Raw genomic sequence first — 22,879 nt, 5'->3', positions numbered from 1 at the left:
ACTGGCTACCAGATTTGGTAGCCAGTGGTCATCAGCGGAAGAGAATCAACTGCGGCTGTCGAGGCGTCTCCGGGTTATCTCTCTCCAGGGGGCGGCAAGAAACGGCATGGCGGAGAGGGTCTGTAGTTCGTCTTCCGTGCCGCCGTCGCTAAAGATGATGGCCTGTACCCGGCTCAGCGGCCAGCTGGCGGCGGGGCGATCGATTAGGATCAGCGTATCGCCGCAGCGGGTCATGCCGGGCTCGATCACCCGATAAAACCAGCCGTTACGCGATTGCCGATGCATCAACTCCGGCGCATCCGGATCCTGTAACCGCGCGGCCATCGTCTGGCAGGCGACGCGCCCCCAGGATAGCTGGATTTTAGCAGTCCCAATACGGAAGACGTCGCCCGGGCAGACATTAGCTTCCGTCATCCCGTAGGTAGAAAAGTTTTCACCAAACATTCCGGTCGTGAGGCTCTGCCCGGCCAGCGCCGGATAACGTTCGCGCCAGAAATCGTAATGTTCGCGCGCATAATGCATTAGCGCGCAATCGGGATCCGCAAAATGTTCCTGAATGCCGTTTTCCGCTTCCAGTCCATGGGCTTTGAGATACACACTGCCGCTTAACGCGACCTTACGCTGCGAGCCATCCGCCTGGCGCTGATTGCCGAGGATAGAGTGCAGTATCACCTTAAAATCGGGTACCATAGGGTTCTCCTTATTTCTCCGCGAGGCGGAGAATGAATCAGAATCGGTATTCCACGCCGGCCCAGAAGTTGCGTCCTTCCTCAATAAATCCTTCGCTGTAGTAGTAGTGGCTATCGAAGAGATTATTCACCGAGGCGTTGACGCTGAAACCACGGCCTATTGCATAATCGGCGCGTAGGTGGGTGATAGCGAATCCCGGCGCTTTTTGCTTGCCGTCGCTGCTGCTGTAGCTTGAGGAACGAGCCTCTTCAGAAAGGGTGATCTGCAGTGGCTCTGTCGGTTTTAGCGTCAGCCAGGCGGTCAGGGTCTGATTTGGCAGATCGGTCACCTTACCGGTCTCCTGCCGTTTCGTTTCCGCGTGAATCAAGCCATAGCTTAGCCCGACGTCAAGCACGGCAAACGGCGAGCCTTTGATGCCCAGATCCAGGCCGCGATAATCGACCCGCCCGCTGTTTTGGTTCTGCACGGTATCATCATCTATCGCGATTGACATAATGGCATCGCTGACGCGGTTATAGTAGGCGCTGACTTCATAGGCCCAGCTACCGATAAGATGGCCGTTCCAGGTCAGGTCAACGCTACGGGCGCGCTCAGGTTTCAGCTGAGGGTTAACCAGCGCAATTTGGTCTTTGGCCGGCTTCGACGTGGTGTAGCGCTCTTTGAGCGTGGGGAATCGGGTGCGATCGGAAAATGAAAGCGCCAGCGTGTCGTCGTTGGCAAAGTGATAGCGAGCCATGCTCTGCCAGTTAAACGCATCCTGCTTGTTACCGTCGTAGCGAGTCACGCTGTCGTTTTTCTCGTGCTTCATCCCCTCAATACTGTTGCGCCAGTCATAGCTTACCCCGGCAACGATATCGACATTCTCCGCGGCCTGCCATTGATATTCACTGGCGAGGGACCAGGTACGATCCTGGTAACGGTCATAAGGGCCATTAATGGCGCTCTTTTCTCTATGGATATCATCTTTCCAGTTGACGGCGAAAGAGAGCTGGTCGCTTTCATGAATATCGGTAGAGAGCTGTAGACCCGCCCCGGTACTGTAGTCGCTATAGTGACTGTAGCTGCCGGTTTTATGCTGCAGGTCGGCCAGCGAGTTATACATCATCAGGGTATTTTTAAAGGTATCGTGGTACAGGCGGCTTTTCAGCGTGAATCGGTCGCCGAGGTGCGTGGTCCCTTGATAGTAATAGCTTTCTTTATCGTATTCCGGCCACTGCCAGTAGCGTGATTTCTGCGTGCTGGTCCCGGCGTAAGGAGGGTTCTGCTTCTCGCCGTCCTGCTTGATCCACGTGAAGGCGTATTCATCGTTACCCCGTGGCGTAAAACCGAGCTTAAAGATCCCGCGCTTATCGTCACTTGCCGAATTAGCCATTTTGCCGTCCTCACCGGCAACGGGGCTATTGCTGCCGTGAGGCAGGGCAAGGAAGTCGCGCTTCAGGCGACTACCGCTAAGCTGTATATAGCCCAGCTCATTGCTTACCCCGAGAGAGGCATGGGTGTCATAGGCGCTATCTTCGCTGCGGCTCCAGCCCTGGCGATAACCGACACTGGCCTCCAGTGGCTTATTTGGCCGTGGGGTGGTGATATTGACCGCGCCGCCCATTTGATTAGGGCCCTGCAGCAGGGAGGAGTAACTTTTCGCGACTTCCACTGACGCTACGTCCGACGTCAGAAAACGGCCAAGGTCGAGGTTGCCATCATAGGGAACATATATCGGTACGCCATCGAAAAAAACCGGGACCTGACGGCCGTCGAAGCCGCGAATTTTCACCTGTAATTCATTACGGCCGCCTGATTTTTGCAATACCACGCCGGGTACCGCTGACAACGCGTGGGCTACATCTTGTCTGTCCAGGCTTCTGATGGTCTCTTGCCCGAGGATACTGGTGGTCGCCGCCGGAACGGAGCTGGACCAGACGGTCAGCGACTCCTCCGGGCGATCCGCCCACGCGGCCTGACTCAGGCTCAGGCTAATGAATGTGCAAAGATAGGATTTCCTGACTCTCATTTTTATTATCCCTGTTTACGGTTATTTTATTTTGCATCGTCTGGCTGCAGTCGGACCTCAATATCCGCCGGTGGCGCATACCACGGCGCCGAAGTAACAAACAATTCAATTCCACAATCTAGGTACTGATTTAAGCGGGTTAACGTTATGCCCCCCGTCAGCGCCAGCGTGCAGTCTGGCGCGATTTGGCGCGCCTGTTCGGCGACCCGACGGGCCTGTTGCGGGGTAAATTTATCCAGTTGCACAATGTCGGGCTGCGCCTGCAACGCGGCCAATGCCTCTTCGGGCGTCTCGGCTTCGACGGCCACTTTCTTTTCCGGCGACTGTTGTCGCAGCAGTTGAATCGCGTGGACCCAGTCGCCGCTGTTATGCAGGAAGCGCCGATGGTTAGCGAACACCAGCAGGGTTTCAGCACAGCCGGCGCGGTGGATTAAGCCACCCGCGGCGAGGATCGCCTGGGGACCTAACAGCCGGGTACCGGGAATCGCTTTGCGGGTGCAGGCGATGTGGGCGGTAGGATGACGGGCATGCAGCAGGGCCAGCATGGCATGAACATAAGCTGAAACACCGCAGCTCCATTCAAGGACGTTTTGCACCGCTTTCCAGCCCTGATGCAGAGCGCTCGCATTACCGGTTGCGCGTAGCAGCATCTCACCGGGCGCCGATTGCGCGCCGTCTTCCAGCTGCGCCGTCACCGATAACCCGAGACTCTGTAGCATCCGGGCCGCCGGGGAAATACCGCTCACGCAGCCGCCCTGACGATGGCGAAACTCAATGACCCCTGGACGGGTTCCGATCGCCAGCGCGCGGGTCGTCAGGTCGCCGCCCTGAATATCTTCCATCAACCACGCATCGGTGAGCGCCTGAGGCAGGTAGATCATGCGGTTTCTCCACAATCCCAGAAGATCAGCGCCCAATCGCGGGTGGCCGGCGCGATGGCCTGCGGATCCTGCTGCTGATACCAGTGGCGAAGCCGCGCGCGCTCCTCATCGTTAAGCGTGCCGAGCGTCCATCTGACGTTTTCCTCGAAACGCGCAAAGGTACTGTTATCCCGCTGGCAGTTGCGACCGCGGATAAACTCGACCCGCGCCTGAATACCCATTTGATACAGAACGTTCAACGCGTAGATATAGTTCGGCAGCTCGATTACGGCGCGCCCTATCGCGCGCTGGATGGCCGGCGACATAAACGTTGGGCTGACGAGATGCGTGGTATAGACGCGCAGCCGCGCCTGACGATTGAGCTTTTCCATCGCCTCGCGCAAATCGGCGACCAGCGTCGAGCGGGAGGCAACGGCGATATCGCAGCGCGGGATATCGTGCCACGACGCTTCCCACGCCCGGCAGTGCCAGCGCGCGTTGGAGATATTCATTTGCGCGGCGCGCTTTTGCGCGACCTCCAGCATCCGCGGGCTGTAATCGACGCCGTGCACGGCGCGGAGTTTGTCCGCCAGGGCGAGGGCGACGGTTCCCGGCCCGCAGCCCATATCAAACAAACTTTCCGCGCCGGTGAGATCGATTTTGTCCAGCAGCTGCAACAGGTAGTCAGCCAGCGGCTGCGTACCGCTGATGGCCATTTTTTCCGCCCTGGCGTCCCAGTGGGCCGGGGATTTTTCCGTCCGTCCGGCGAGCCTGAGCTGCTGCTGGTAAAGCTCTGCAAAGTTAATTTCGTCAATAAGCATAATCATTCCTGAAGGTTGAAGTTGCCGAGGTGACGTCGGATCTGCGCGGGCGACACGCCATACAGCTTGGCGAGGCGCTCTGGCTCAAGTTGGCTGCGCGGTGAGCCCTGGCTGACCAGACCGTCAGGCTCGATCCTGAGAACCGTGTCGGCAAGGGCGAGGGCGTGCAGCGGATGGTGCGTTGCCATTAGCAGGGTCATACCGCTTTGTCGCAGCTGGCCCAGCGTATCGAGCAGGCGGATCTGGTGACCAAAATCGAGACTCGAGGCGGGTTCATCCAGTAATAACAGCCGGGGCCGCTGCGCCAGGGCGCGGGCGATGAGGGTTAACTGCCGTTCACCGCCGCTCAGCGTTGACCAGCTTCTGGCGGCAAGATGAGCGATACCGAGGGCCGCAAGCTGGGCAAATGCGCTATCGCGTTCGCGTCTGGCGGGCTGGGTAAACGTGCCGATATGCGGACTGACCCCCATTAGCACCATGTCCAGTACGCTAAAGGCGAAAGCCCCGTCGTGCGCCTGCGGGACCCAGGCTATCGTCCGGGCGCGCTCGCGGGCGCTCATCTGGCTGACGAGCTGGTCGTCGATTAATACCTGTCCCGAAATCAGGGGCAACAGGCCGAGAATGCTGCGCATCAGCGTAGTCTTACCGCTGCCGTTGGCACCCAGCAGGCAGCATACTGCGCCAGAGGTCAGTGTAAATGTGACCTCGCGCAGGAGCGGGCGTTTGGGATAGCCGACCTCGGCCTGACGAACGGTGAGTTGGGTCATCGGCGACTCCCGCGAATCAGCAGCGCCAGAAAGAACGGCGCGCCAATAAATGAGGTCAGGACCCCTAGCGGGATTTCAGTCGCGCTCAGGCCACGGGCCAAGGTGTCGGTAAGGAGTAATAAGATCGCGCCAAGTCCCATCGCCACCGGCAGCAGGCGCTGGTGGTTGCTTCCGGTCAACAGGCGTCCCATATGCGGGACAATGAGACCAATCCAGCCAATAATTCCCGCGATCGCCACCGCGCTGGCGGTACTCAGCGTTGCGCAGACCACCACGATAAGCCGTAAACGCGCGACATCAATGCCCAACGAACGGGCCTCATCATCGGACAGTGTCAGGAGGTTGAGACGCCAGCGCAGCAGCCAGAGTGGTAAGCATCCGGCCACCATCAGCGGGGCGGCAAAAATCAGATCGGCAGGGGTAATATCCGCTAAACCTCCTAGCAGCCAGAAGGTAATGGAGGGCAGCTGGGTGTAGGGATCGGCAAGGATTTTAATCAGCGAAATCCCGGCGCCGCACAGCGTGCCGAGCGCAATGCCGACCAGCACCAGGGTGAGTGCCGGATCGCGATGAGCGATAATTCGGGACAGCGTGCCCACGCCTGCGACGACCAGCAGACCGCCGCAGAAGGCAAGCAGTTGGATAAAAAGCGCCGACATCCCGCACCAGATGGCGAAGCAGGCGCCCAGACCTGCCCCGGCGGCCACGCCGAGAATATCCGGTGACACCAGCGGGTTGCGGAACATCCCTTGATAGGCCGCCCCGGCAGCGGAGAGCGAAGCGCCAATAGCGAGCGCGGCAACGATCCGCGGCAGACGTATCTGCCAGAAGACGATGCTCGCCTGCGGGGAGAGCGAGGCGCTATAGGGATCGAACAGCAGCGTAAACAGCCGCCCGACGGTGAGATCCCACGGGCCGGTCAGCAGCGCGCCGGAAAGCGTCAGCAGCGCGGCAAGCAGTAGCATGATGCTCAGCGTTGATGTTTTCATCGGCGATTCATCAGCTTTGCATAGCGCGCGGGCGTTAAGGCCGCGTGCCAGAATAGCGTGCTATAGCGGATTAAATCATCCTGCAGCGTGGCCTCTATCCGCGGATCGAGCCAGGCGTGCAGCCGACGCACTCCGGCGAGGCGGTTGATGCCCGGCGGCGCGTCCAGCCAGCCGAACGGCAGGCCGTCAAGCAGCAGAACCTGGCGTTTGGCCACGGCGGTAACCCCTTGCCATGCCGGGGCCTGCAGAATGTAATCCCGGGTGGCGACCTCCTGGGTCAGGACAATATCCGGCTGCCACGCCAGCAAATTTTCCAACGAGACCTCGGTGAGCCCGCTGCGTCCGGCGACGCGGGCCACGTTCTCCAGCCCCAGAAGCTCTGCCGCCTCGGTATGTAACGATCCGGCCAGTCCCGTCTGCAGCCCTTTCGCACCACGTGCCGCATAAAAGCGCGTCCGCGCTCCGGCCGTGGCCGAAAAGGCTAACGCTTCGGTAATAAATTTCTGCGCCAGCGCCGCCTGCTGCCTGGTGCGGGTCTCGGTAGCGACGATTTCGCCAATGGTTAACAATTGCTGCGCTGATGAGGCCAGCGTCCCACCGATCAGCACCCACGGAATGTTGCTGCGGGTACTGACCCGGCGCGCCTGGGAAATCCAGGTGTCGTCAGTCGTTCCGCAGTCCACCACCAGATCCGGCTCAAGTGCGAGCAGCTTTTCCAGCGACAGGGTGCTGGCGCGCCCGGCGAGCCGACCCAGCTGAGGAAGCCGGGCGATCGCATTCGGAACGGGAGCATCCGGGAGGCGCGAGAAATCAAAGGAGGAAAAGCCCAGCAGTTTTTCCGGCGCGGCGGCAAGCAGTAGCATATCGGCGGGGGCACCCGCGCTGACGATTCGCTGAATGCGGGCGGGCGAGGGGCTTTCGCCAATGCTAAAAGCCAGCGAGCTGGCCCCATGACCTCTCAGGCTGGGGAAGCACAGCAGGAGGCTTAGTGCCTGAAGAAACGAGCGGCGAGAAACGGGCATATGTTTCCGTCCTGAAACAAATGGATTAAAAAATCGCTATATATTTACATATATAACGAGGATGAAGTTGCCTGAGATCAAGGATATCCGGATTAACATTCGAGCTACCCCTTAAGGGGGAGGAGAGCTGACGCTGGAGGCGGGAGGAAAAAAGCGCGGCGGTTGGCCCGCCGCGCCCGGGATTACGGTGCGGCTTTTTGGTCAGGGGCGGCAACCGCATCGTTAGCGGCAGGCTGTGAACTGACGGCAACGGTGGGTTTATCCGCGGTGGCAACCGGGCGTGTTGCCGGCAGCGAATCGCATGGTTTCTCTTTCGGGCACACCAAATCGAGCATTTTCAACGTCACGCCGTTGGTCCAGCCAAATCCGTCCTGCAGCGGATACTCGCCGCCGCCGCCGCCGGTTCCCGTCGAGCTGACGTCATACTTCTCAACCAGCTTTTGTTTACTGTCGTAGGTATGCTGAACGTTGGTGAGGAAGCGCCAGCTCACTTCCATGGCGACTTTTTCCTGGCCGTAGTTTTGCAACCCTTCGGCGGCGACCCACTGCAGCGGCGCCCAGCCGTTTGGCGCATCCCACTGCTGGCCGCTATTGACGGTGGTGGTGGTTAATCCGCCAGGCTTCAGCAATCGTGATTCCGCGGCCGCCGACACCTTCGCCGCCCGTTCGCGGGAGGCGGCGTTAACGTACAGCGGGAACAGGGCGGCGGCGGTCAGCTGATTACGCACTTTATGGGTCTTCAGATCGTAATCCGCATACCAGCCCTCTTTATCGTTCCACAGATATTTTTCCAGCGCTTTCTGCCGGGCGTTCGCCAGCCCGTCATACTGCGTCGCTTTGGCATTATCACCGGCGGCTTTACTGGCGCGGGCGATGGCTTTCTCCATATGGAACATCAGTGCGTTGAGATCGACCGGCACAATACTGGTGGTGCGGATGGTACCCAGCTGCTGCGGGTTATCCATCCAGCGCGAGCTAAAATCCCAGCCCGAAGCGGCGGCGGAACGCAGGTCGCGATAGATCTCGGTCGCCGGGCGGTTGGGGTTGTTTTTGGCGGTAGTGACATCATCAAGCCAGGATTCCGGGCGCGGGGTGTCATTATTATCCCAGTAGCGGTTCAGCAGCGCACCGTCTTCCATCCGCACTACGCGCTGGTTGGCCTGTCCCGGCGCCAGCGAATCGGCGCCTTGCATCCAGTACTGGTACTCTTTTTCCAACTGCGGCAAATAGGTTTTCAGCGCCTGGTCGCCATCGTGGCTGGCGAGCAGCTCCACCATAAACGAGAAGAACGGCGGCTGGGAGCGGCTCAGATAATAGCTGCGGTTGCCGTTGGGAATATGGCCCCAGGTGTCGATTTCCGTGGCGAAGTTCGCCACCATGTCGGCAATTTTGTCCCAATGCCCGCTCTCCGCCAGACCCAGCATGGTGAAGTAGCTGTCCCAGTAATAGACTTCGCGAAAGCGGCCGCCGGGAACCACATAGGGTTTCGGCAGCGGCAGCAGCGAATCCCATTTTTCGACGTCTACGGTGCTACGGGTCAGCACCGGCCACAGCCCGTCAATATGCTGACGCAGCGTCTGGCCCTTCGGCGGGACATACTGGTCGTTATCTTTTGGCAGCGTAAAATTAAGTTCGACAAAGTGGCGCAGATCGAAACTGGCCTGGTTTTTTTGCATGCGATAATCGGCGAGGATCATCAGCGGATCGCTATTGGGCACCGCGTCGGCGAACGTTTTCTGGTCGGGGAACAGTTTGGCGCTTTGCACATCATTGAACAGCGGGCCTAACAGAATATCCGGGGATTGCGGCGCGGGTTGATTGTCTGCAGCCTGGGCCGCGAGCGCCGATAAAGCGAAGAGTACGCCCCCCAGCGCCAGACGTACGGCGTAAGGCAGCGTTGCGGGGCGACGTGAAACCGATCTCGTCATGGGGAGTTCTCCTTATCATTTCAGACGGTCATGCCACTGCGAGCGACCATCACAAAACCTTAGACGAATATCCGCCGCCCGGCGTGTTGCAGATAACATTTTGTGTGAAAACAGACAATTTACCTGCCTGACCCGCCACAGTCGTGACCATAAATAAAAGCTCCGTCCCCCCTACGCCGGTAAAAAAGATATGTTGTAATGGCCGGATCGCACACTGACGGGAGTCGCCGATGAATCGACGTCATTTTCTGCTGTTTAGCGCTGCGGCGCTGTTGCTGACCCAGCGTACGCGAGCCAGCGGCCGCGTCGAGGAAACGCTGCCTTTATGGCCGGGAGAGCCTCCCGGCGGCGGCGGGCCATCCGGCGCCCCCCGGCTCTCCGCGCGCGGCGCGCTGAGTCATATCGCCCGGCCGTCGCTGTCGGTCTGGCGTCCGGCGGTACCCAACGGCCACGGCGTGCTGGTTGCGGCGGGCGGCGGATACCGGCGTATTGAAATGGCGAAGGAGGCCTGGCCCGCCGCGGACTGGCTCACCGCGCGCGGCTACACCGCCTATGTCCTGAGCTACCGCCTGCCCGGCGAAGGGTGGGGCGCCGGCGCGCCGGCGCCGCTGCAGGACGCCCAGCGGGCGCTGCGCCTGATTGCCCGGCGGGAGAAAAAGGTCAGCCTGCTGGGGTTCTCCGCCGGTGGGCATCTGCTGGGAATGGCGGCCTGTCGGGCCGACTTCGTCTCTTATCCGCCCACGGATGCGCTTGACGCCCGGCCCGCGCGCGCCGCAGGGGCGGCGCTGATTTATCCGGTTATTTCGCTGATGCCGCCTTACAGCCATACCGCCACCCACCGGATTCTGGCCGGCCCCCATGCCTCAGCAGCCGTTGACCGGGCCTGGTCGGTACAAACCTACGTCGATGTCCACACGCCGCCCTGCTTTCTGGTTCAGGCGGAGGATGACCCGGTCTCCGATCCGCATAACACCGTGATAATGGCTGGCGCCTGTCGGCAGCATCAGGTGCCGGTCAGCCTGTATCGATATGCCCGCGGAGGCCACGGTTTCGCCATGGGGCGGCCCGGTACGCCCACCGTGGCATGGCCGGAGCACTATGCCGGCTGGCTGCGCGAGCGCTAGCTGTCATGGCGCAGGCGCGGTTTTTTTGCCTCATGATGGTGCACGACGGGCGTATTATCAGGCCTGTGGCGGGTGATTTTTTGCACAGTTAAACGGCGCGGGAAGGGGAGATTGCACTCGCGCTTCGCTTCCCGCTACCTGGCATAATAAATGCTTATCTCTTTTCGGGGTTACCCCACAGTGAGTATAACCGGAGGAGACGGCCATGATAAAAATAACGCTTCCTGACGGGCATTATTATGATGAGATGCTTACCGCGCAGGGACAGCAGCGTCACCACTATAACGCCTGGTGGCAATGGTTTCACAGCACCGACCAATTCTCTATCCGGCAAAAGAAAGCGCAGGCAGAGCTGCTTTTTCACCGCATTGGCATCACCTTTAACGTGTATGGGGAAGATGAGGGCACCGAACGGCTGATTCCGTTTGATAGCGTGCCGCGCATTATTCCCGCCGGAGAGTGGAAAAAAATCGATCGCGGGATTCGTCAGCGGGTGAAAGCGCTGAACGCCTTTCTCTACGATATCTACCATGAGCAGAACATCCTGCGGGCGGGGATTATTCCGGCCGAGCAGGTCCTGGCGAATGAGCAATATCAGCCCTGCATGCAGGGTATCAATCTGCCCAATAATACCTACGCCCATATCACCGGCGTCGATATGGTGCGCAATAGCGACGGGCAGTATTACGTGCTGGAGGATAATCTGCGTACCCCGTCGGGGGTCTCTTATATGCTCGAAAACCGCAAGATGATGATGCGTCTCTATCCGGAGATGTTCGAAAATCACCATATTGCCCCGGTGGAGCGCTACCCTGGCTATCTGCTGCAGACCCTGCGCGAAAGCTCCCCCGTTGACGATCCCTGCGTGGTGGTCATGACGCCGGGCCGTTTTAACAGCGCCTATTTCGAGCACAGTTTCCTTGCCCAGCAGATGGGCGTGGAGCTGGTGGAAAGCGCCGATCTGTTTATCAAATCCGGCGCGGTCTATATGCGCACCACCGAAGGGCCGCGGCGGGTCGATGTGATCTATCGCCGCATCGATGATGCCTATCTCGATCCGCTGGCCTTCCGCGCCGACTCCATGCTTGGCGTACCCGGCCTGCTGTCGGTGTATCGCTCCGGCGGGGTCGTGCTGGCTAACGCCATCGGTACCGGCGTGGCGGACGATAAATCAATCTACCCCTTCGTGCCGGAGATGATCCGTTTCTATCTCGGCGAACAGCCGATCCTGAACAATATTCCGACCTGGCAGTGCCGCAAGCCGGAGGATCTGCAGTATGTGCTCAATAACCTTGAGCTGATGGTGGTGAAGGAGGTTCACGGCGCCGGGGGCTACGGCATGCTGGTGGGGCCGCGCTCGACGAATGAGGAGCGCGAGGCGTTTCGCCAGCGTCTGCTGGCGAATCCGGCCAACTACATCGGTCAGGAGACCCTGGCGCTGTCAACCTGCCCGACGTTCGTTGAAGACGGCCTGTCGCCGCGGCACATCGATTTACGCCCCTTTGTGCTCTCCGGTCAGGAGATCCGCCTGGTGCCCGGCGGCCTGACGCGGGTGGCGCTCACCGAAGGCTCGCTGGTGGTGAACTCATCGCAGGGCGGCGGTACCAAAGATACCTGGGTGATGGAGGATGGCGAATCATGTTAAGCCGGACGGCAAGTGAACTTTTCTGGATGGCGCGCTATCTGGAGCGCGCGGAAAGCTACGCCCGGGTGCTGGATGTGACCTGGAAATTATCGATGATCCCGCGTCATAGCCAGCAGTCCCGCGACCTGGCGTTGCCGCTGAATTTATCGGTAACCCATGAGCTGTTTCAGGCGCGACACGCGCGTTTCACCATGAGCAATTTGCTCAATTTCTTCGCCCTCGACGGCAATAACCCCTGCAGTATTTATAGCTGCGTGGAGATGGCCTGGAACAACGCTCACGCGGTACGCGGCAGCCTGTCCGCGGAGGTGTGGGAGTGCATCAACGCCACCCGGATTGAGCTGCGCAACCTGCGTCAGCGGGGGATTAGCGAGCTCGGCACCGACGGTTTTTTCGAATGGGTGAAAGAGCGGGTGCATCTGTTTCGCGGCGCGGTGCTCGGTACGCTGCTGCGTAACGACGCCCTGAGCTTTATCGGTATCGGCACCCTGATTGAGCGCGCTTACGCCACCACGCAGCTGCTGCTGATCAAAGACCAGCAGTTGAACAGCGACCCGGACCCGGTACGCGAATACTACCGCCTGGATACCCTGCTGAACGCGGTCGGCGCGCGCGAAGCCTACAACAGTATTTTTCGTCAGCCGGTCACCCGGGAGACGGTCATGGAGCTGCTGATTCTGCGCAACGACGTGCCGCGCTCGCTGCGGGCCTGTATTTCCGACCTCATTGGTCAACTGGAGCATATTGCCAACGATCGCTCGCATCTGCCGCTGCGTCTGGCCCATCAGCTGAACGTCGATCTGCGTTTTAGCACCCGCGACGATCTGGCGGGCGCGGATTTACAAACTTATCTCAACGGGCTGCTGGCGCGGATTAACGCGCTGTCTGACAGCATCCGACAAACCTATCTGGAGGCGCTATGAAACTGGTCATCGATCACCTGACCCGCTACGGCTACGATGAAGAAGTAAAATTTTCGACCCAGTATCTGCGTCTGACGCCGCGCAGCACCGCGCGGCAAACCATCTCCTCATGGACGCTGACGCTGCCGGAAGGGGCGGCGGTCACCACCACCGACGCGTGGGGCAACGTCCTGCATGTCTTAACCCTCGATAACCCGCACAAAGAGATCGCCATTCGCGCCAGCGGGATCGTCGATATCGCCCAGGATTGTGAGGAGAGCGACGTGGCGGAAGAGGAGCTGCTTTCGCCGCTGGTTTTTTTACGCTGCACGCCGCTGACCCGGGCCGACGAACCGATCCGCGAATTTGCCCAGCGCCTGTACCGCGGCGATCGTCCGGAAGAGAGTCTGGATCAACTGATGGCGGAGTTGTGCCTGAGAATGCCATACTCACCGGGGGCCACTCAGGTGCAGGACTCCGCTGCCGATGCCTTTGCGCGTGCGAAAGGGGTCTGCCAGGATCATACCCATGTGTTCCTCGCCTGCTGCCGCGCGCTGGATATCCCGGCGCGCTATGTCAGCGGCTACGTCTACAGCGATAATGCGCAGCATGTCGCGATGCACGCCTGGGCGGAGGTGTGGCTGAACGGGCGCTGGAAATCATTTGATATCACGAACAACACCCGCCATTTGAATCAGCATCTGCGTCTGGCGACCGGGCTGGACTATCTGGATGCCTGTCCGGTGCGCGGCACCCGGCTGGGCGGCGGCGGGGAAATTATGTTAACCAACGCTGAAGTGCGCGAGCATTCGCAACAGGCGCAGCAGCAATAAGGGCAGGAACAAAGAACGATGACCTACTGTGTGGCCATGTGTTTAGCGGATGGACTGGTGTTTGCCTCCGACTCCCGCACCAATGCGGGTGTGGATCATATCGCGACCTTTAAAAAGCTCCATGTCTTTGCCGAGGACGGCGAACGGGTCCTGGTGCTGCAGTCCGCAGGCAACCTGGCCACCACCCAGAGCGTGATAAGCCTGCTGAGTACGCGGATAGCGACTCAGCAGGAGCCTAATCTGATGCAGGTCAACTCGCTGTATGACGCGGCGATGCTGATTGGCAAAACGCTGCAGGAGGTGATTCAGCGCGATAGCAGCAATCAGCAGCACTGCGGCAATACTAACTTCAACTGCAATCTGCTGCTGGGCGGGCAGATTGCCGGCGAAACGCATCGGCTGTTTCATATTTATCCGGAAGGGAACTTTATCGAAGCCTCGCGCGATACCCCGTACTTCCAGATTGGCGAGAGCAAATATGGCAAACCGATCATCGATCGGGTGTTAAGCCAGGAGACGCCGCTGGAACAGGCGATGTGCTGTGCGCTGATCTCGATTGATTCCACGCTGCGCAGCAATCTCTCCGTTGGCCTGCCGCTGGATACGCTGCTGTACCGCAGCGGGAGCCTGAGCAGCGCGGGGCAGCATCGCATCACCGAAAGCGATCCGTACTTCAACACCATCCGCAAGGCGTGGTCCGAAGGGCTGCAAAGTACCTTCCTGAAGCTGCCGCCCTTTGCGCCAGAGTGCGAGCGTTAAACCCGCGCCGATGACGAAAAATAGCGCCCCGGCGTCATGCCGGTCATGGTGCGGAAAAAGTAGATAAAGGCGCTGTCGCTGGCGAAGTCCAGCGCCTGCGCGGCGTCGGTGATGCGTTTTCCCGTCGCCAGCAGCTCCACCGCCTTCATCAATCGCCACTGCTGCCGCCACTGCTGATAAGACATCCCGGTGTCGCGGCGAAAAAGGCGGCTGATGGTCTTTTCGCTGGCTCCGCAGTCCGCGGCAAGGGCCTGTAAGGTCGGCGGCAGGGCGTGGCCGTCCAGCGCGGCAAGGCGTCTATCCTGCGGCAGAGCGAGCATCATCGGCTCATGCGCCGCCGCGCCAATCTCCGCCTCGCACAACGCGGCCAGGTGCCAGCCGGTACCGCTCTCCCAATCGCTTTCCCACGGGCTTGCCGCCATGCATTCCAGCAGCTCGCGCAGCAGCGGACCGACGTTCAGGATCGCCGGGCGCTGAGGGAGAGCAGGGAAGCGCGCCGGCTGAAACCAGACCGAACGATAGTCGACGATATTTTTCATTTCCGCGCGATGGCGCATCCCCGCCGGGATCCACGCCGCCCGGGTGGGGGGCAGCAGGCACAGCAGGGCGCCGTCGTTAAGCGTCAGACGCACGCAGCCCTGACGGGTAAACAGTATCTGCGCCATGCTATGCCGGTGGCTGCCCGAGTCATGGCTGCCCAGCGCCGACTGGACACCGACCACCGCGTTGTTCAGCGCCTCGGGGTTGAAAGCCTCATGGGCATCGAGCCACGCCATAATGTCCGATTTCCGATAGATAAAGTCATTATGTTTATAATGTCCGGTTGACGGCCTGCTTACAATAGCGCCTCTTATTTATCAGGAGGTGGATATGTTCGGGCGTTCGGCCATGGTGCTGGTCACCGCATTACTGATGTTTCCGCAGATTGTGGAAACGATATACAGCCCGGCGCTGACCGATATCAGCCGCTATTTTTCCGTCAGCGCGCCGCAGGCGGCGCAAACTCTGGCGGTGTACTTTGTCGGTTTTGCCCTCGGTGTGCTGATCTGGGGACGGGTGAGCGATCTTTATGGCCGGCGGCCGGCGCTGCTGGCGGGGCTCGCGGTATATGCCCTGGGCTGCCTGATGGCGTTGATGGTGGCGGATTTTACGCTGCTGCTACTGGCGCGGGTGGTGGCGGCGTTTGGCGCGGCGACCGGGTCGGTGGTGAGTCAGACGGTGCTGCGGGATTGCTGTCACGGCCGCCAGCTTGCCAGCCTGTTTTCGATTATCGGCCTGGCGCTGGCGGTGAGTCCGGCGGCTGGCGTCTATATCGGCGCTTTACTCACCGCCGGATGGGGCATGCACGGCGTGTTTTCCGCCCTGGCGCTGCTGGCCGCTGCCTTACTCCTGCTTTGCGGCTGGTTAATGCCGGAGACGCGCCCGGCGCAGAGCGTCAGTACCGCATGGCTGCCGGTGTTGCGCCGGATGGCGATGGACGGGCAGATTGGCCTGGCGGTGGTGCTGGTGGCGGTATTCAACATCAGTCTGTTCAGCTACTACAGCCTGGCGCCGTTTATCTTCGCCCGGCTGCGTCAGCCGGGCGATCTTTTTGGCGTCAGCGGCGTTGCGCTGGCCGTGGGGTCCGTGGCGGGGGCGCTGTTGAATCGGTGGCTGTTACGTCAGGGCGTCGCTCAGGGACGCATGCTGTTGCTCGCCTGTTGCCTGCATTTTGTCAGCGGCGTGGCGGTTTACCTCTGGCGTGACTCCGTGCTGTTTCTGCTGCCGATGGCCGGGGTTACGCTCGCCTATGCCATGGCGATTCCGCTGGTGCTCGGTTCGGCATTGAGCGCGTATAGCGATTGCCGCGGCACCGCCGGGGCCCTTTTCGGGCTGGCCTACTATGTGCCGATCGGCCTTGGGCTGGCGGCGGCCGGATGGGGGCAATCGCTGGGGGGAGCGCTGATCGCTTGTGCCATCCTCGGCGGTTTCGCCGGGATGCGCTACCTGGCGTACTTTGGCGAAAGCCGGGCGGGCGTCGCGTAACCCGCCCGCGGCGGTTATGAGGTCTGCGCCAGTCGTTCGCCGCTGGCGGCATCGAAGAGATGGATTTTTTCGCGCCGGGCGGCGAGGGATAATGGCTGCCGCACCCGGGCCCCGGAACGCCCGGCGACCTGTACGTGAATCGGGAAGCCCTGCCAGTCCAGGTGCAGCAAGGTGGACTCGCCGGTGACCTCCATAATATTGACCGTGCCCGGTAGCCCATCGGCGGCAGGCTGGATATCCTGCGGCCGCAGGCCGACAATCACCGGCGCCGCCCCCTGCCGCGCGGCGGCCTGATGCCAGCGTTCGGGCAGCGCCAGCCAGAGCTCGCCGCACTGCACCCCCGGCTGACCGTCGCGAGCGGCAATCTGACCTTCCAGCAGGTTCATCGGCGGCGAACCGATAAAGCGGGCGACAAAGGTGTTGCAGGGGCTGTCGTAGATGGCCAGCGGCGCGCCTTGCTGGATGATAACCCCATCGCGCATCACCACGATTTGGTCGGCGAGGGTCATCGCCTCGACCTGATCGTGGGTCACGTAAATCATGGTGGTGTTAAAACGCTGATGCAGCGATTTTATTTCGGCCCGTAGCTCCATGCGCAGCTGGGCGTCAAGGTTGGAAAGCGGCTCATCAAACAGGAAGACCTGCGGGTTGCGCACCATCGCCCGGCCCATCGCCACGCGCTGGCGCTGGCCGCCGGAGAGCGCCCGCGGATAGCGGGCGAGCAGCTTATCGATTCCGAGCATGCTGGCGATCTGCTGTACTTTGCTTTTTTGCGTCGCCTTATCGACCTTTTTGACCTGCATATGAAAGGCGAGGTTTTCCGCCACCGTCAGGTGGGGGTAGAGCGCGTAGCTCTGAAAGACCATGGCGACATCACGGTCAGCGGGGTCGAGATCGTCGATCGGCTGACGGTTCATCAAAATGGTGCCGGATGACAAGGCCTCCAGCCCGGCCAGCAGCCGTAGCAGGGTCGATTTTCCGCAGCCGGAGGGGCCCACCAGCACCGTGAAACTGCCGTCAGGAATGGTCAGATCCAGCGGATGCAGCACCGTCTGTTTACCGTAGTGTTTAGCGACTTTTACCAGTTCAACGCTGGCCATCGGCGACCTCCTCAAGATGCTGTTGCAGGGTGCGCCAGTCGGGATACTGACGCGGGGACGAGCTGATGGCGTGCGCGGCAACGGCATTGCCCCAGCGTAACGCCTGCGACGCCGGCTGGCCGTTTAACAGCCCGGCGAGAAAACCGGCATTAAAACTGTCGCCGGCGCCGATGGTGTCGATCACCTCAATCGTCGTGGCTGGCGCATGATGGCCCGCCGCCGCCGTCCACCACCAGGCGCCGTCGGCGCCGCACTTGACGATGCAGCCCCCCCGGCCGCTCAGCCTGGCCGCCAGCGTACGGGCCGCCTCTGCCAGCTCGCGGCTATCGGCCAGGCCCAGCGTCTCTACCTCATTGAGCAGCAGCCAGTCGCAGTCCCCGAGCCACCGATTCGCCGTCTCGCGCAGGGCAGGGGTCCAGCCGTGTGGCGGCCAGCCGGTATCCACCGCCACCTGAAAACCGCGCGTCTGCAGCGCCCTGAGCAGTTGAGGATACTGCGGCAGCAGCGTGGTGCATAAAAAGGTGCCGCATAGCAACAGGATATCGCCAGGCGTCGCCTGAGCCGGGAGCTGGGCGACAATATCGTCGGCGGATAATCGGGTGATATGCCCGTAGTTGCTGAGAAACGATCGCTCTTTATCCGGATGCGTCACCGCCACCGTCAGCGAGGTCTCGCACGGATACTGCGGCCAGCGTTCGGCGCTGCCGGGAAACCGCGACGCCAGCCAGGCGGTAAAGGCGTCGTCCCCCTGGCAACCGACGGTGCAGTGCGGGATCTGCATTGCCGCCGCCGCCAGGGCGCAGTTGCCCGCCGAGCCGCCGGGGCGCAGCGCGCTATGCTCCAGCATCACTTCGGTGCCGGGGGCGGGCCAGTGCGCCAGGGTACCCATAATTAAATCAATATTGTAATTGCCTGCGATATACAGCGCGGGCGCGGTGAGCGTGTGCATAGTTATCCTTTACTTCCACCGTTAGTGAGGCCGCTGACCAGCGTTTTTTGTAACCAGATAGCGATAAACAAGGGCGGGACCGAGGCGAGAATACCGACCGCGGCCACCAGACCGTCGTCGGTGGCGCGCCCGGCGGTAAAACCGGCGATGGTAACCGGTAGCGTCTGGGCGGCGATATTGCTGGTAAACAACAGCGCGTAGAAAAACTCATCCCACGCCAGCAGCCAGCCAAACAGCGCCGACGCCCCCAGCATCGGTTTTGCCAACGGAATGGTGATCCGCAGCAGGACCTGCCAGACCCGCAGCCCATCCAGCCGCGCGGCCTGTTCAATGTCCTGCGGCAGGGCGTCGAACTGGTTTTTCACCATCCAGGTGAGGAACGGCATGATCAGCGAGCAGTAGACCAGCACCAGCCCGCTGCGGGTATTCAGCAGCCCGAAGTGTTCGAGAATAAAATAGAGCGGCAGCACGAAGGCCACCGGCGGCACCATATAGATACCCAACCCGGCGTACAGCCAGCCGTCGCGTCCAGGATAGCGCGAGAAGCTGAAAGCGGCGGGGACCGCCAGCAGCAGCGAAACCAGCGTCGCGCCGGCGGCCACCAGCAGGCTGTTGCGCAGGGCCGGGAGAAACAGCGCCCCCGGTTCGCCGGGCTGCAGCGACAGCAGGCGGCCGTAGCGGCTAAAGTCCCACTGGCGGGGTAGCCATTCCAGCGGCACCCGGGTCAGATCGGCGGTGGCGCTGACGCTCATTAAAAATAGCCACGCCATCGGGGCGAGAATCGACAGGGCGACCAGCAGCGCCGCCAGATAGCGCAGCAGAGTGCGGATTTTACGCTTCATATTCTCGGCTCCGACGACGCTGGCGCAGCAGCATAAACAGATACAGGGCGATCAGCAGGGCGCACATCAGGGTCATCAGAATGGCATACGCCGCGCCGCTGCCGGCGCGGAGATAGCTAAAGGACTCCTGATAAACGAAAAAGCTCAGCGTGCGGGTGCTATCCAGCGGGCCGCCGCGGGTCATCACGTAGATGATATCGAATACCTTGAAGGCGTCGATGGTGCGCAGAACCAGGGCTACGCCCAGCGGCGCGGCAATCGCCGGGAAGGTAATGGCGCGGAACCGCCGCCACGCCGAGGCGCCGTCAAGGCGGGCCGCCTCGTACAAATCTTCAGGAATGGACTGCAGCGCCGCCAGCACCAGTAAGGTGACCAGCGGATAGTTCTTCCAGATATCCGCCAGCATCACCGCGTTGAGGGCTGAGTCCGGCGATCCCAGCCAGCTGCGATAGCCGTCGATGAGGCCCAGCTGGCTGAGCAGGGCGTTGACGCTGCCGTAGTCTGGGTTGAAGTTGAGCCGCCACATCATCGCGTTAACGATAGTGGGCAGCGCCCAGGGCAAAATGACCAGCACCCGCAAAAGGGTGCGCCCGACAAAGCGCTGATTGAGCAACAGCGCCACCAGCACGCCGATGACCCCTTCGATGGCGACGGAGACCACGGTGAAATAGAGCGTGCGGGCGAAGGCGGCGCGAAAGTCCGGGTCGGTTAACGCATACAGATAGTTATCCAGCCAGACGTAGTTCGTCGCATCGCCATTCCCCACCAGCGCGGTATCGGTAAAACTCAGCCACAGGGTGCGTGCCAGCGGCCAGGCCGTCAGCAGGAACATCACGATCAGCATGGGCGCCAGCAGCACCCATGCCTGACGATGCTCGCGTTGTTGCAAACTCAGCATCAAAAGTCCTTAACGCAGGCGCGCCGCGCTTTTATCGACGGCTTGCATGGCGGCTTCCGGGGCGGCTTTACCTTGTAAAACGGCCTGAAGCTGCTGTTGCAAGGTGTTGGAGAGTCGCGAATAGTCCGCGGTTTCCGGCCGTGAGAGCATGACGTTCAACGACTTATCCGCCGCGGCGATCAGGCTCTCCTGACCGTTGGCGACCGCCGGGTCGCGATAGGAGGATTTCCACACCGGCAGGCTCAACTTCGCGTATTTATCCTGGACCGGTTGCGAGGTCAGATAGTGAATATACTGCCACGCCTGCTCCGGATGCTGGCTGGCTTTGGCAATCCCTAACCCCATTGACCCGTTCACGGCTCCGGGTTTGTCCGGCGTATCGCCGGGCGCAGGAATAATGCCGACATCGCCGGCCACTTTACTCTGTTTCGGGTCGTTGGCCATGTTGTACATGTAGGTCCAGTTCAGGGCGAAGGCCGCATCGCCGTTGGAGAAGGCCTTGCGGACGTCCTCTTCCAGGTATTCGCGGGACGCCGGGTTGCTCAGCCCCTCATCCAGCGAGGTTTTCATCAGCGTCACGGCTTTCAGCGAGGCCGGGGTCGAGAAATCCAGTTTGCCGTTCTGATAAAACTGACCGCCAAAGCCGGAGACGAGGGTCGTGTAGTCGCACACCAGCGCCTCCGCCTGCGACCAGCTCCATACCAGCGGGTATTTCACGATGCCTTTATCCTTGATGATTTTGGCGTCGTCCAGCACCTGTTGCCAGCTGGTCGGCACCTGCTTGATCCCGGCTTTGTCGAGCATCGCCTTGTTGTAGTAAAGATACTTGGTGTCGAGGATCCACGGCATGCCCAGCGTTTTGCCCTTATAGACCACGGTATTCATCGCCCCGGGGAAGACTTTCTCCCGTTCATCGGCGGGGATGCGGGCGGAGACATCCTGCAGGAGATCGAAATGGCTAAATTCGGCAGGCCAGATGGCATCGAAGAGCACCACGTCATAGCCGTTGCCGCCGGCGCCGCGCGCGGCGACGATTTTGTCATGCAGCGCTTCGTAAGGGACGAACTCGAGGTTGATTTTAATATCCGGGTTCTGCTTTTCGAAGTCGGCGGTCATGGCGCGAATATCGTTTTCACTGTACGCCGCCTGGGTCATAAACAGGGCGTTAACCTGGGTAGCGGCGGCTGCCGCACTGCCGCTGATGACCAGCATCGCCAGCAGACCGACTTTCATCCGAAGTGCACTGTGGTATTTCATGTTGCTCTCCACTGTACTGAAAAGAGGGATATGATTAATTAAATCAATTTGATTGATTTAATCGGGGCGACAATACGGCCGGGACTTCATTCGTGGCCCTTGGCATAAGCGTAGCAAAGCTTATGCCAGCCGAAAGGCCGTCTGAGAATGTCATTGCGCGAATTGTGACGCTGGCTAAAATTGCAGCATGATGCGACCAGGACGGGACACAATGAAAACATCGGGAACCAACCTTGAACATGCGCGTGTGCACAACCGGCGGGTGGTGATTGAAGCCGTGCGCCTGCACGGAAAATTGACCCGGGCGGAGCTGGCGCGATTAACCGCTCTGACCCCGCAGACGGTCTCCAATATTGTCGCCGAGCTGCAGCAGATGGCGATCCTCACCAGCCACGAACCGCGGCGGGCGGCGGGGCGCGGCCAGCCTGCGGTGCCGGTGAGCCTGAACCCGGCCAGCGCCTGGTCGATCGGCATCCACCTCGATCACCAGACGCTGATTATCGTGCTGGGTGATCTCACCGGGGAGATCCATTTCCGCCGGCTCATTCTGGTGCAAAAGCCCCAACCTGGTGCCACCTTTGCCTGCATTGCCGAGGTCGTGCAGGAGATGAAAACCCTCCCCGGGCTCGACTGGAGCCGGGTGCTGGGCATGGGCGTGGTGATGCCCGGGCCGTTCGGCGTGGAGGGGATCTCATCAACCGGACCGACCACCCTCAACGGCTGGGAGGGGGTGGATGTGGCAGCCGAGCTGGCGCGGATAAGCGGACTGCCGGTGACCCTGGAAAACGATGCCACGGTGGCGGCCATCGGCGAACGTTTCCACGGCGTCGCCCGGCGGCTTAACTCGTTTGTTTATCTGTACATCGGTACCGGGCTGGGAGCCGGGATCTTTACCGACGGCCATATTTATACCGGCCATGCGCATAACGCCGGCGAGATCGGGCATATCGTGGTGCAGCCGGGCGGACGGGCCTGTTATTGCGGCAATCAGGGCTGCCTGGAGCGCTACGTCTCCCTGCAGGCGGCCTATGAATTTTGCGGGCTCGATCCCTACCGGGCGCTGCCCGAGGATCTGCTGGCGGTAGAGGAGGCGCTTTTCGACCGCTGGATTGAGACGGCGCTACCGCCGCTGCGCCAGGCGATCAACCTGCTGGAGTGCGTCTTCGATGCGGAAACGGTGGTGGTCGGGGGGATGATGCCGGCGCCGCTGCTGGAGAAAGTGCTGGCCCGCTTGCCGCCGCTGTATCAATCGGTGCGCGGACGCTACCTGCCGGCAATGCGGGTCAAGATGGGGATGACCGGCACCGACACCGCCGCCCTCGGGGCAGCCGCCCTGCCAATTTTTGATGAGTTTAACCCGCAGTTTCAGGCGCTGATGAAGTAGGGCCGCTGCGCGGGTTACGGCGTCGGCTCCGCTCAGCAAGGTCCCGGCCCGCAGTTCATCGGCGACAGGTCCCCGC

21 protein-coding genes are annotated in these 22,879 nt (G+C 60.9%); 7 read left to right on the top strand and 14 right to left on the bottom strand.

Annotation, left to right across the window (positions count from 1 at the left end; translation table 11 throughout):
* Positions 1-45 precede the first annotated feature (45 nt).
* From EDF73_RS00330 to EDF73_RS00295, 8 genes are all read right to left on the bottom strand, one after another.
* Entirely contained in the window at positions 46-690 is a 645-nt protein-coding gene (locus EDF73_RS00330) for an MOSC domain-containing protein (RefSeq protein WP_132724613.1), read from the bottom strand.
* 37 nt (positions 691-727) lie between these two features.
* Complete coding sequence (locus EDF73_RS00325) at positions 728-2,698, bottom strand: TonB-dependent receptor (RefSeq protein WP_132724611.1); 1,971 nt, start codon at positions 2,696-2,698, stop codon at positions 728-730.
* 26 nt (positions 2,699-2,724) lie between these two features.
* Entirely contained in the window at positions 2,725-3,579 is an 855-nt protein-coding gene (gene modD, locus EDF73_RS00320; protein ID WP_132724609.1) for a ModD protein, read from the bottom strand.
* On the bottom strand, positions 3,576-4,379 hold the full coding sequence (locus EDF73_RS00315) for a class I SAM-dependent methyltransferase (protein ID WP_132724607.1): 804 nt from the start codon (positions 4,377-4,379) through the stop codon (positions 3,576-3,578). The genes modD and EDF73_RS00315 overlap by 4 nt, the downstream gene beginning before the upstream one ends.
* 2 nt (positions 4,380-4,381) lie before the next feature.
* A complete protein-coding gene (locus tag EDF73_RS00310; protein WP_132724605.1) occupies positions 4,382-5,146 on the bottom strand; it encodes an ABC transporter ATP-binding protein in 765 nt (254 codons plus the stop codon).
* On the bottom strand, positions 5,143-6,135 hold the full coding sequence (locus EDF73_RS00305) for an iron ABC transporter permease (protein WP_132724603.1): 993 nt from the start codon (positions 6,133-6,135) through the stop codon (positions 5,143-5,145). Before EDF73_RS00305 ends, EDF73_RS00310 begins: the two co-directional genes overlap by 4 nt.
* Complete coding sequence (locus tag EDF73_RS00300; RefSeq protein WP_132724601.1) at positions 6,132-7,157, bottom strand: ABC transporter substrate-binding protein; 1,026 nt, start codon at positions 7,155-7,157, stop codon at positions 6,132-6,134. The genes EDF73_RS00305 and EDF73_RS00300 overlap by 4 nt, the downstream gene beginning before the upstream one ends.
* A gap of 182 nt (positions 7,158-7,339) precedes the next feature.
* Positions 7,340-9,085: an alpha,alpha-trehalase gene (locus EDF73_RS00295; RefSeq protein WP_132724599.1), complete on the bottom strand. Its 1,746-nt coding sequence runs from the start codon at positions 9,083-9,085 to the stop codon at positions 7,340-7,342.
* A gap of 230 nt (positions 9,086-9,315) precedes the next feature.
* Between EDF73_RS00295 and EDF73_RS00290 the strand changes: the two genes are divergently transcribed.
* The 5 genes from EDF73_RS00290 to EDF73_RS00270 all read left to right on the top strand — a co-directional run bounded on the left by EDF73_RS00290 (position 9,316) and on the right by EDF73_RS00270 (position 14,348).
* Positions 9,316-10,209 carry an alpha/beta hydrolase gene (locus EDF73_RS00290; protein WP_132724597.1) on the top strand — a complete coding sequence of 298 codons (894 nt, stop codon included), beginning with the start codon at positions 9,316-9,318 and terminating at the stop codon, positions 10,207-10,209.
* Between the two features lie 205 nt (positions 10,210-10,414).
* A complete protein-coding gene (locus tag EDF73_RS00285) occupies positions 10,415-11,854 on the top strand; it encodes a circularly permuted type 2 ATP-grasp protein (protein ID WP_132724595.1) in 1,440 nt (479 codons plus the stop codon).
* Positions 11,848-12,777 carry an alpha-E domain-containing protein gene (locus EDF73_RS00280; RefSeq protein WP_132724593.1) on the top strand — a complete coding sequence of 310 codons (930 nt, stop codon included), beginning with the start codon at positions 11,848-11,850 and terminating at the stop codon, positions 12,775-12,777. Before EDF73_RS00285 ends, EDF73_RS00280 begins: the two co-directional genes overlap by 7 nt.
* Entirely contained in the window at positions 12,774-13,589 is an 816-nt protein-coding gene (locus EDF73_RS00275) for a transglutaminase family protein (RefSeq protein ID WP_132724591.1), read from the top strand. Before EDF73_RS00280 ends, EDF73_RS00275 begins: the two co-directional genes overlap by 4 nt.
* 18 nt (positions 13,590-13,607) lie before the next feature.
* Positions 13,608-14,348, top strand: coding sequence for a proteasome-type protease (locus tag EDF73_RS00270; RefSeq protein ID WP_132724589.1), 741 nt, complete (start codon positions 13,608-13,610; stop codon positions 14,346-14,348).
* Here EDF73_RS00270 and EDF73_RS00265 read toward each other — a convergent pair.
* Positions 14,345-15,124 (bottom strand): helix-turn-helix transcriptional regulator, encoded by a 780-nt coding sequence (locus tag EDF73_RS00265; protein ID WP_132724587.1) that lies wholly within the window; start codon positions 15,122-15,124, stop codon positions 14,345-14,347. The two genes, EDF73_RS00270 and EDF73_RS00265, sit on opposite strands and share 4 nt — an antisense overlap.
* 94 nt (positions 15,125-15,218) lie before the next feature.
* On the opposite strand from EDF73_RS00265, the gene EDF73_RS00260 reads away from it, so the two are divergent.
* Positions 15,219-16,373: an MFS transporter gene (locus EDF73_RS00260; protein WP_132724585.1), complete on the top strand. Its 1,155-nt coding sequence runs from the start codon at positions 15,219-15,221 to the stop codon at positions 16,371-16,373.
* Between the two features lie 14 nt (positions 16,374-16,387).
* Here EDF73_RS00260 and ugpC read toward each other — a convergent pair whose 3' ends face one another.
* Genes ugpC through EDF73_RS00235 form a run of 5 tightly spaced genes read right to left on the bottom strand, consistent with a single transcriptional unit; the run spans position 16,388 to position 21,419 of the window.
* Complete coding sequence (gene ugpC, locus EDF73_RS00255) at positions 16,388-17,473, bottom strand: sn-glycerol-3-phosphate ABC transporter ATP-binding protein UgpC (protein ID WP_132724583.1); 1,086 nt, start codon at positions 17,471-17,473, stop codon at positions 16,388-16,390.
* Positions 17,460-18,422, bottom strand: a complete 963-nt coding sequence (locus tag EDF73_RS00250; RefSeq protein WP_132724581.1) for a carbohydrate kinase family protein — start codon at positions 18,420-18,422, stop codon at positions 17,460-17,462. Before EDF73_RS00250 ends, ugpC begins: the two co-directional genes overlap by 14 nt.
* A 2-nt stretch (positions 18,423-18,424) precedes the next feature.
* A complete protein-coding gene (locus tag EDF73_RS00245) occupies positions 18,425-19,264 on the bottom strand; it encodes a carbohydrate ABC transporter permease (RefSeq protein ID WP_132724579.1) in 840 nt (279 codons plus the stop codon).
* A complete protein-coding gene (locus tag EDF73_RS00240) occupies positions 19,254-20,162 on the bottom strand; it encodes a sugar ABC transporter permease (RefSeq protein ID WP_132724577.1) in 909 nt (302 codons plus the stop codon). The genes EDF73_RS00245 and EDF73_RS00240 overlap by 11 nt, the downstream gene beginning before the upstream one ends.
* Positions 20,163-20,171: 9 nt before the next feature.
* A complete protein-coding gene (locus EDF73_RS00235) occupies positions 20,172-21,419 on the bottom strand; it encodes an extracellular solute-binding protein (RefSeq protein WP_132724575.1) in 1,248 nt (415 codons plus the stop codon).
* 211 nt (positions 21,420-21,630) lie between these two features.
* Between EDF73_RS00235 and EDF73_RS00230 the strand changes: the two genes are divergently transcribed.
* A complete protein-coding gene (locus tag EDF73_RS00230) occupies positions 21,631-22,803 on the top strand; it encodes an ROK family transcriptional regulator (protein ID WP_132724573.1) in 1,173 nt (390 codons plus the stop codon).
* Positions 22,804-22,879: the final 76 nt, after the last annotated feature.

This window comes from Klebsiella sp. BIGb0138 (genome assembly GCF_004342285.1).
Lineage (GTDB): Bacteria > Pseudomonadota > Gammaproteobacteria > Enterobacterales > Enterobacteriaceae > Klebsiella.
The sequence above is the reverse complement of the archived record's forward strand: the minus strand, read 5'-3'. Positions and strand labels throughout refer to the sequence as shown.

Excerpts from the sequence above, each read along its gene's own strand:
- EDF73_RS00330 (WP_132724613.1), bottom strand. The coding sequence starts at position 690 with ATGGTACCCGATTTTAAGGTGATACTGCACTCTATCCTCGGCAATCAG.
- EDF73_RS00325 (WP_132724611.1), bottom strand. The coding sequence starts at position 2,698 with ATGAGAGTCAGGAAATCCTATCTTTGCACATTCATTAGCCTGAGCCTG.
- modD (WP_132724609.1), bottom strand. The coding sequence starts at position 3,579 with ATGATCTACCTGCCTCAGGCGCTCACCGATGCGTGGTTGATGGAAGAT.
- EDF73_RS00315 (WP_132724607.1), bottom strand. The coding sequence starts at position 4,379 with ATGCTTATTGACGAAATTAACTTTGCAGAGCTTTACCAGCAGCAGCTC.
- EDF73_RS00310 (WP_132724605.1), bottom strand. The coding sequence starts at position 5,146 with ATGACCCAACTCACCGTTCGTCAGGCCGAGGTCGGCTATCCCAAACGC.
- EDF73_RS00305 (WP_132724603.1), bottom strand. The coding sequence starts at position 6,135 with ATGAAAACATCAACGCTGAGCATCATGCTACTGCTTGCCGCGCTGCTG.
- EDF73_RS00300 (WP_132724601.1), bottom strand. The coding sequence starts at position 7,157 with ATGCCCGTTTCTCGCCGCTCGTTTCTTCAGGCACTAAGCCTCCTGCTG.
- EDF73_RS00295 (WP_132724599.1), bottom strand. The coding sequence starts at position 9,085 with ATGACGAGATCGGTTTCACGTCGCCCCGCAACGCTGCCTTACGCCGTA.
- EDF73_RS00290 (WP_132724597.1), top strand. The coding sequence starts at position 9,316 with ATGAATCGACGTCATTTTCTGCTGTTTAGCGCTGCGGCGCTGTTGCTG.
- EDF73_RS00285 (WP_132724595.1), top strand. The coding sequence starts at position 10,415 with ATGATAAAAATAACGCTTCCTGACGGGCATTATTATGATGAGATGCTT.
- EDF73_RS00280 (WP_132724593.1), top strand. The coding sequence starts at position 11,848 with ATGTTAAGCCGGACGGCAAGTGAACTTTTCTGGATGGCGCGCTATCTG.
- EDF73_RS00275 (WP_132724591.1), top strand. The coding sequence starts at position 12,774 with ATGAAACTGGTCATCGATCACCTGACCCGCTACGGCTACGATGAAGAA.
- EDF73_RS00270 (WP_132724589.1), top strand. The coding sequence starts at position 13,608 with ATGACCTACTGTGTGGCCATGTGTTTAGCGGATGGACTGGTGTTTGCC.
- EDF73_RS00265 (WP_132724587.1), bottom strand. The coding sequence starts at position 15,124 with ATGGCGTGGCTCGATGCCCATGAGGCTTTCAACCCCGAGGCGCTGAAC.
- EDF73_RS00260 (WP_132724585.1), top strand. The coding sequence starts at position 15,219 with ATGTTCGGGCGTTCGGCCATGGTGCTGGTCACCGCATTACTGATGTTT.
- ugpC (WP_132724583.1), bottom strand. The coding sequence starts at position 17,473 with ATGGCCAGCGTTGAACTGGTAAAAGTCGCTAAACACTACGGTAAACAG.
- EDF73_RS00250 (WP_132724581.1), bottom strand. The coding sequence starts at position 18,422 with ATGCACACGCTCACCGCGCCCGCGCTGTATATCGCAGGCAATTACAAT.
- EDF73_RS00245 (WP_132724579.1), bottom strand. The coding sequence starts at position 19,264 with ATGAAGCGTAAAATCCGCACTCTGCTGCGCTATCTGGCGGCGCTGCTG.
- EDF73_RS00240 (WP_132724577.1), bottom strand. The coding sequence starts at position 20,162 with ATGCTGAGTTTGCAACAACGCGAGCATCGTCAGGCATGGGTGCTGCTG.
- EDF73_RS00235 (WP_132724575.1), bottom strand. The coding sequence starts at position 21,419 with ATGAAATACCACAGTGCACTTCGGATGAAAGTCGGTCTGCTGGCGATG.
- EDF73_RS00230 (WP_132724573.1), top strand. The coding sequence starts at position 21,631 with ATGAAAACATCGGGAACCAACCTTGAACATGCGCGTGTGCACAACCGG.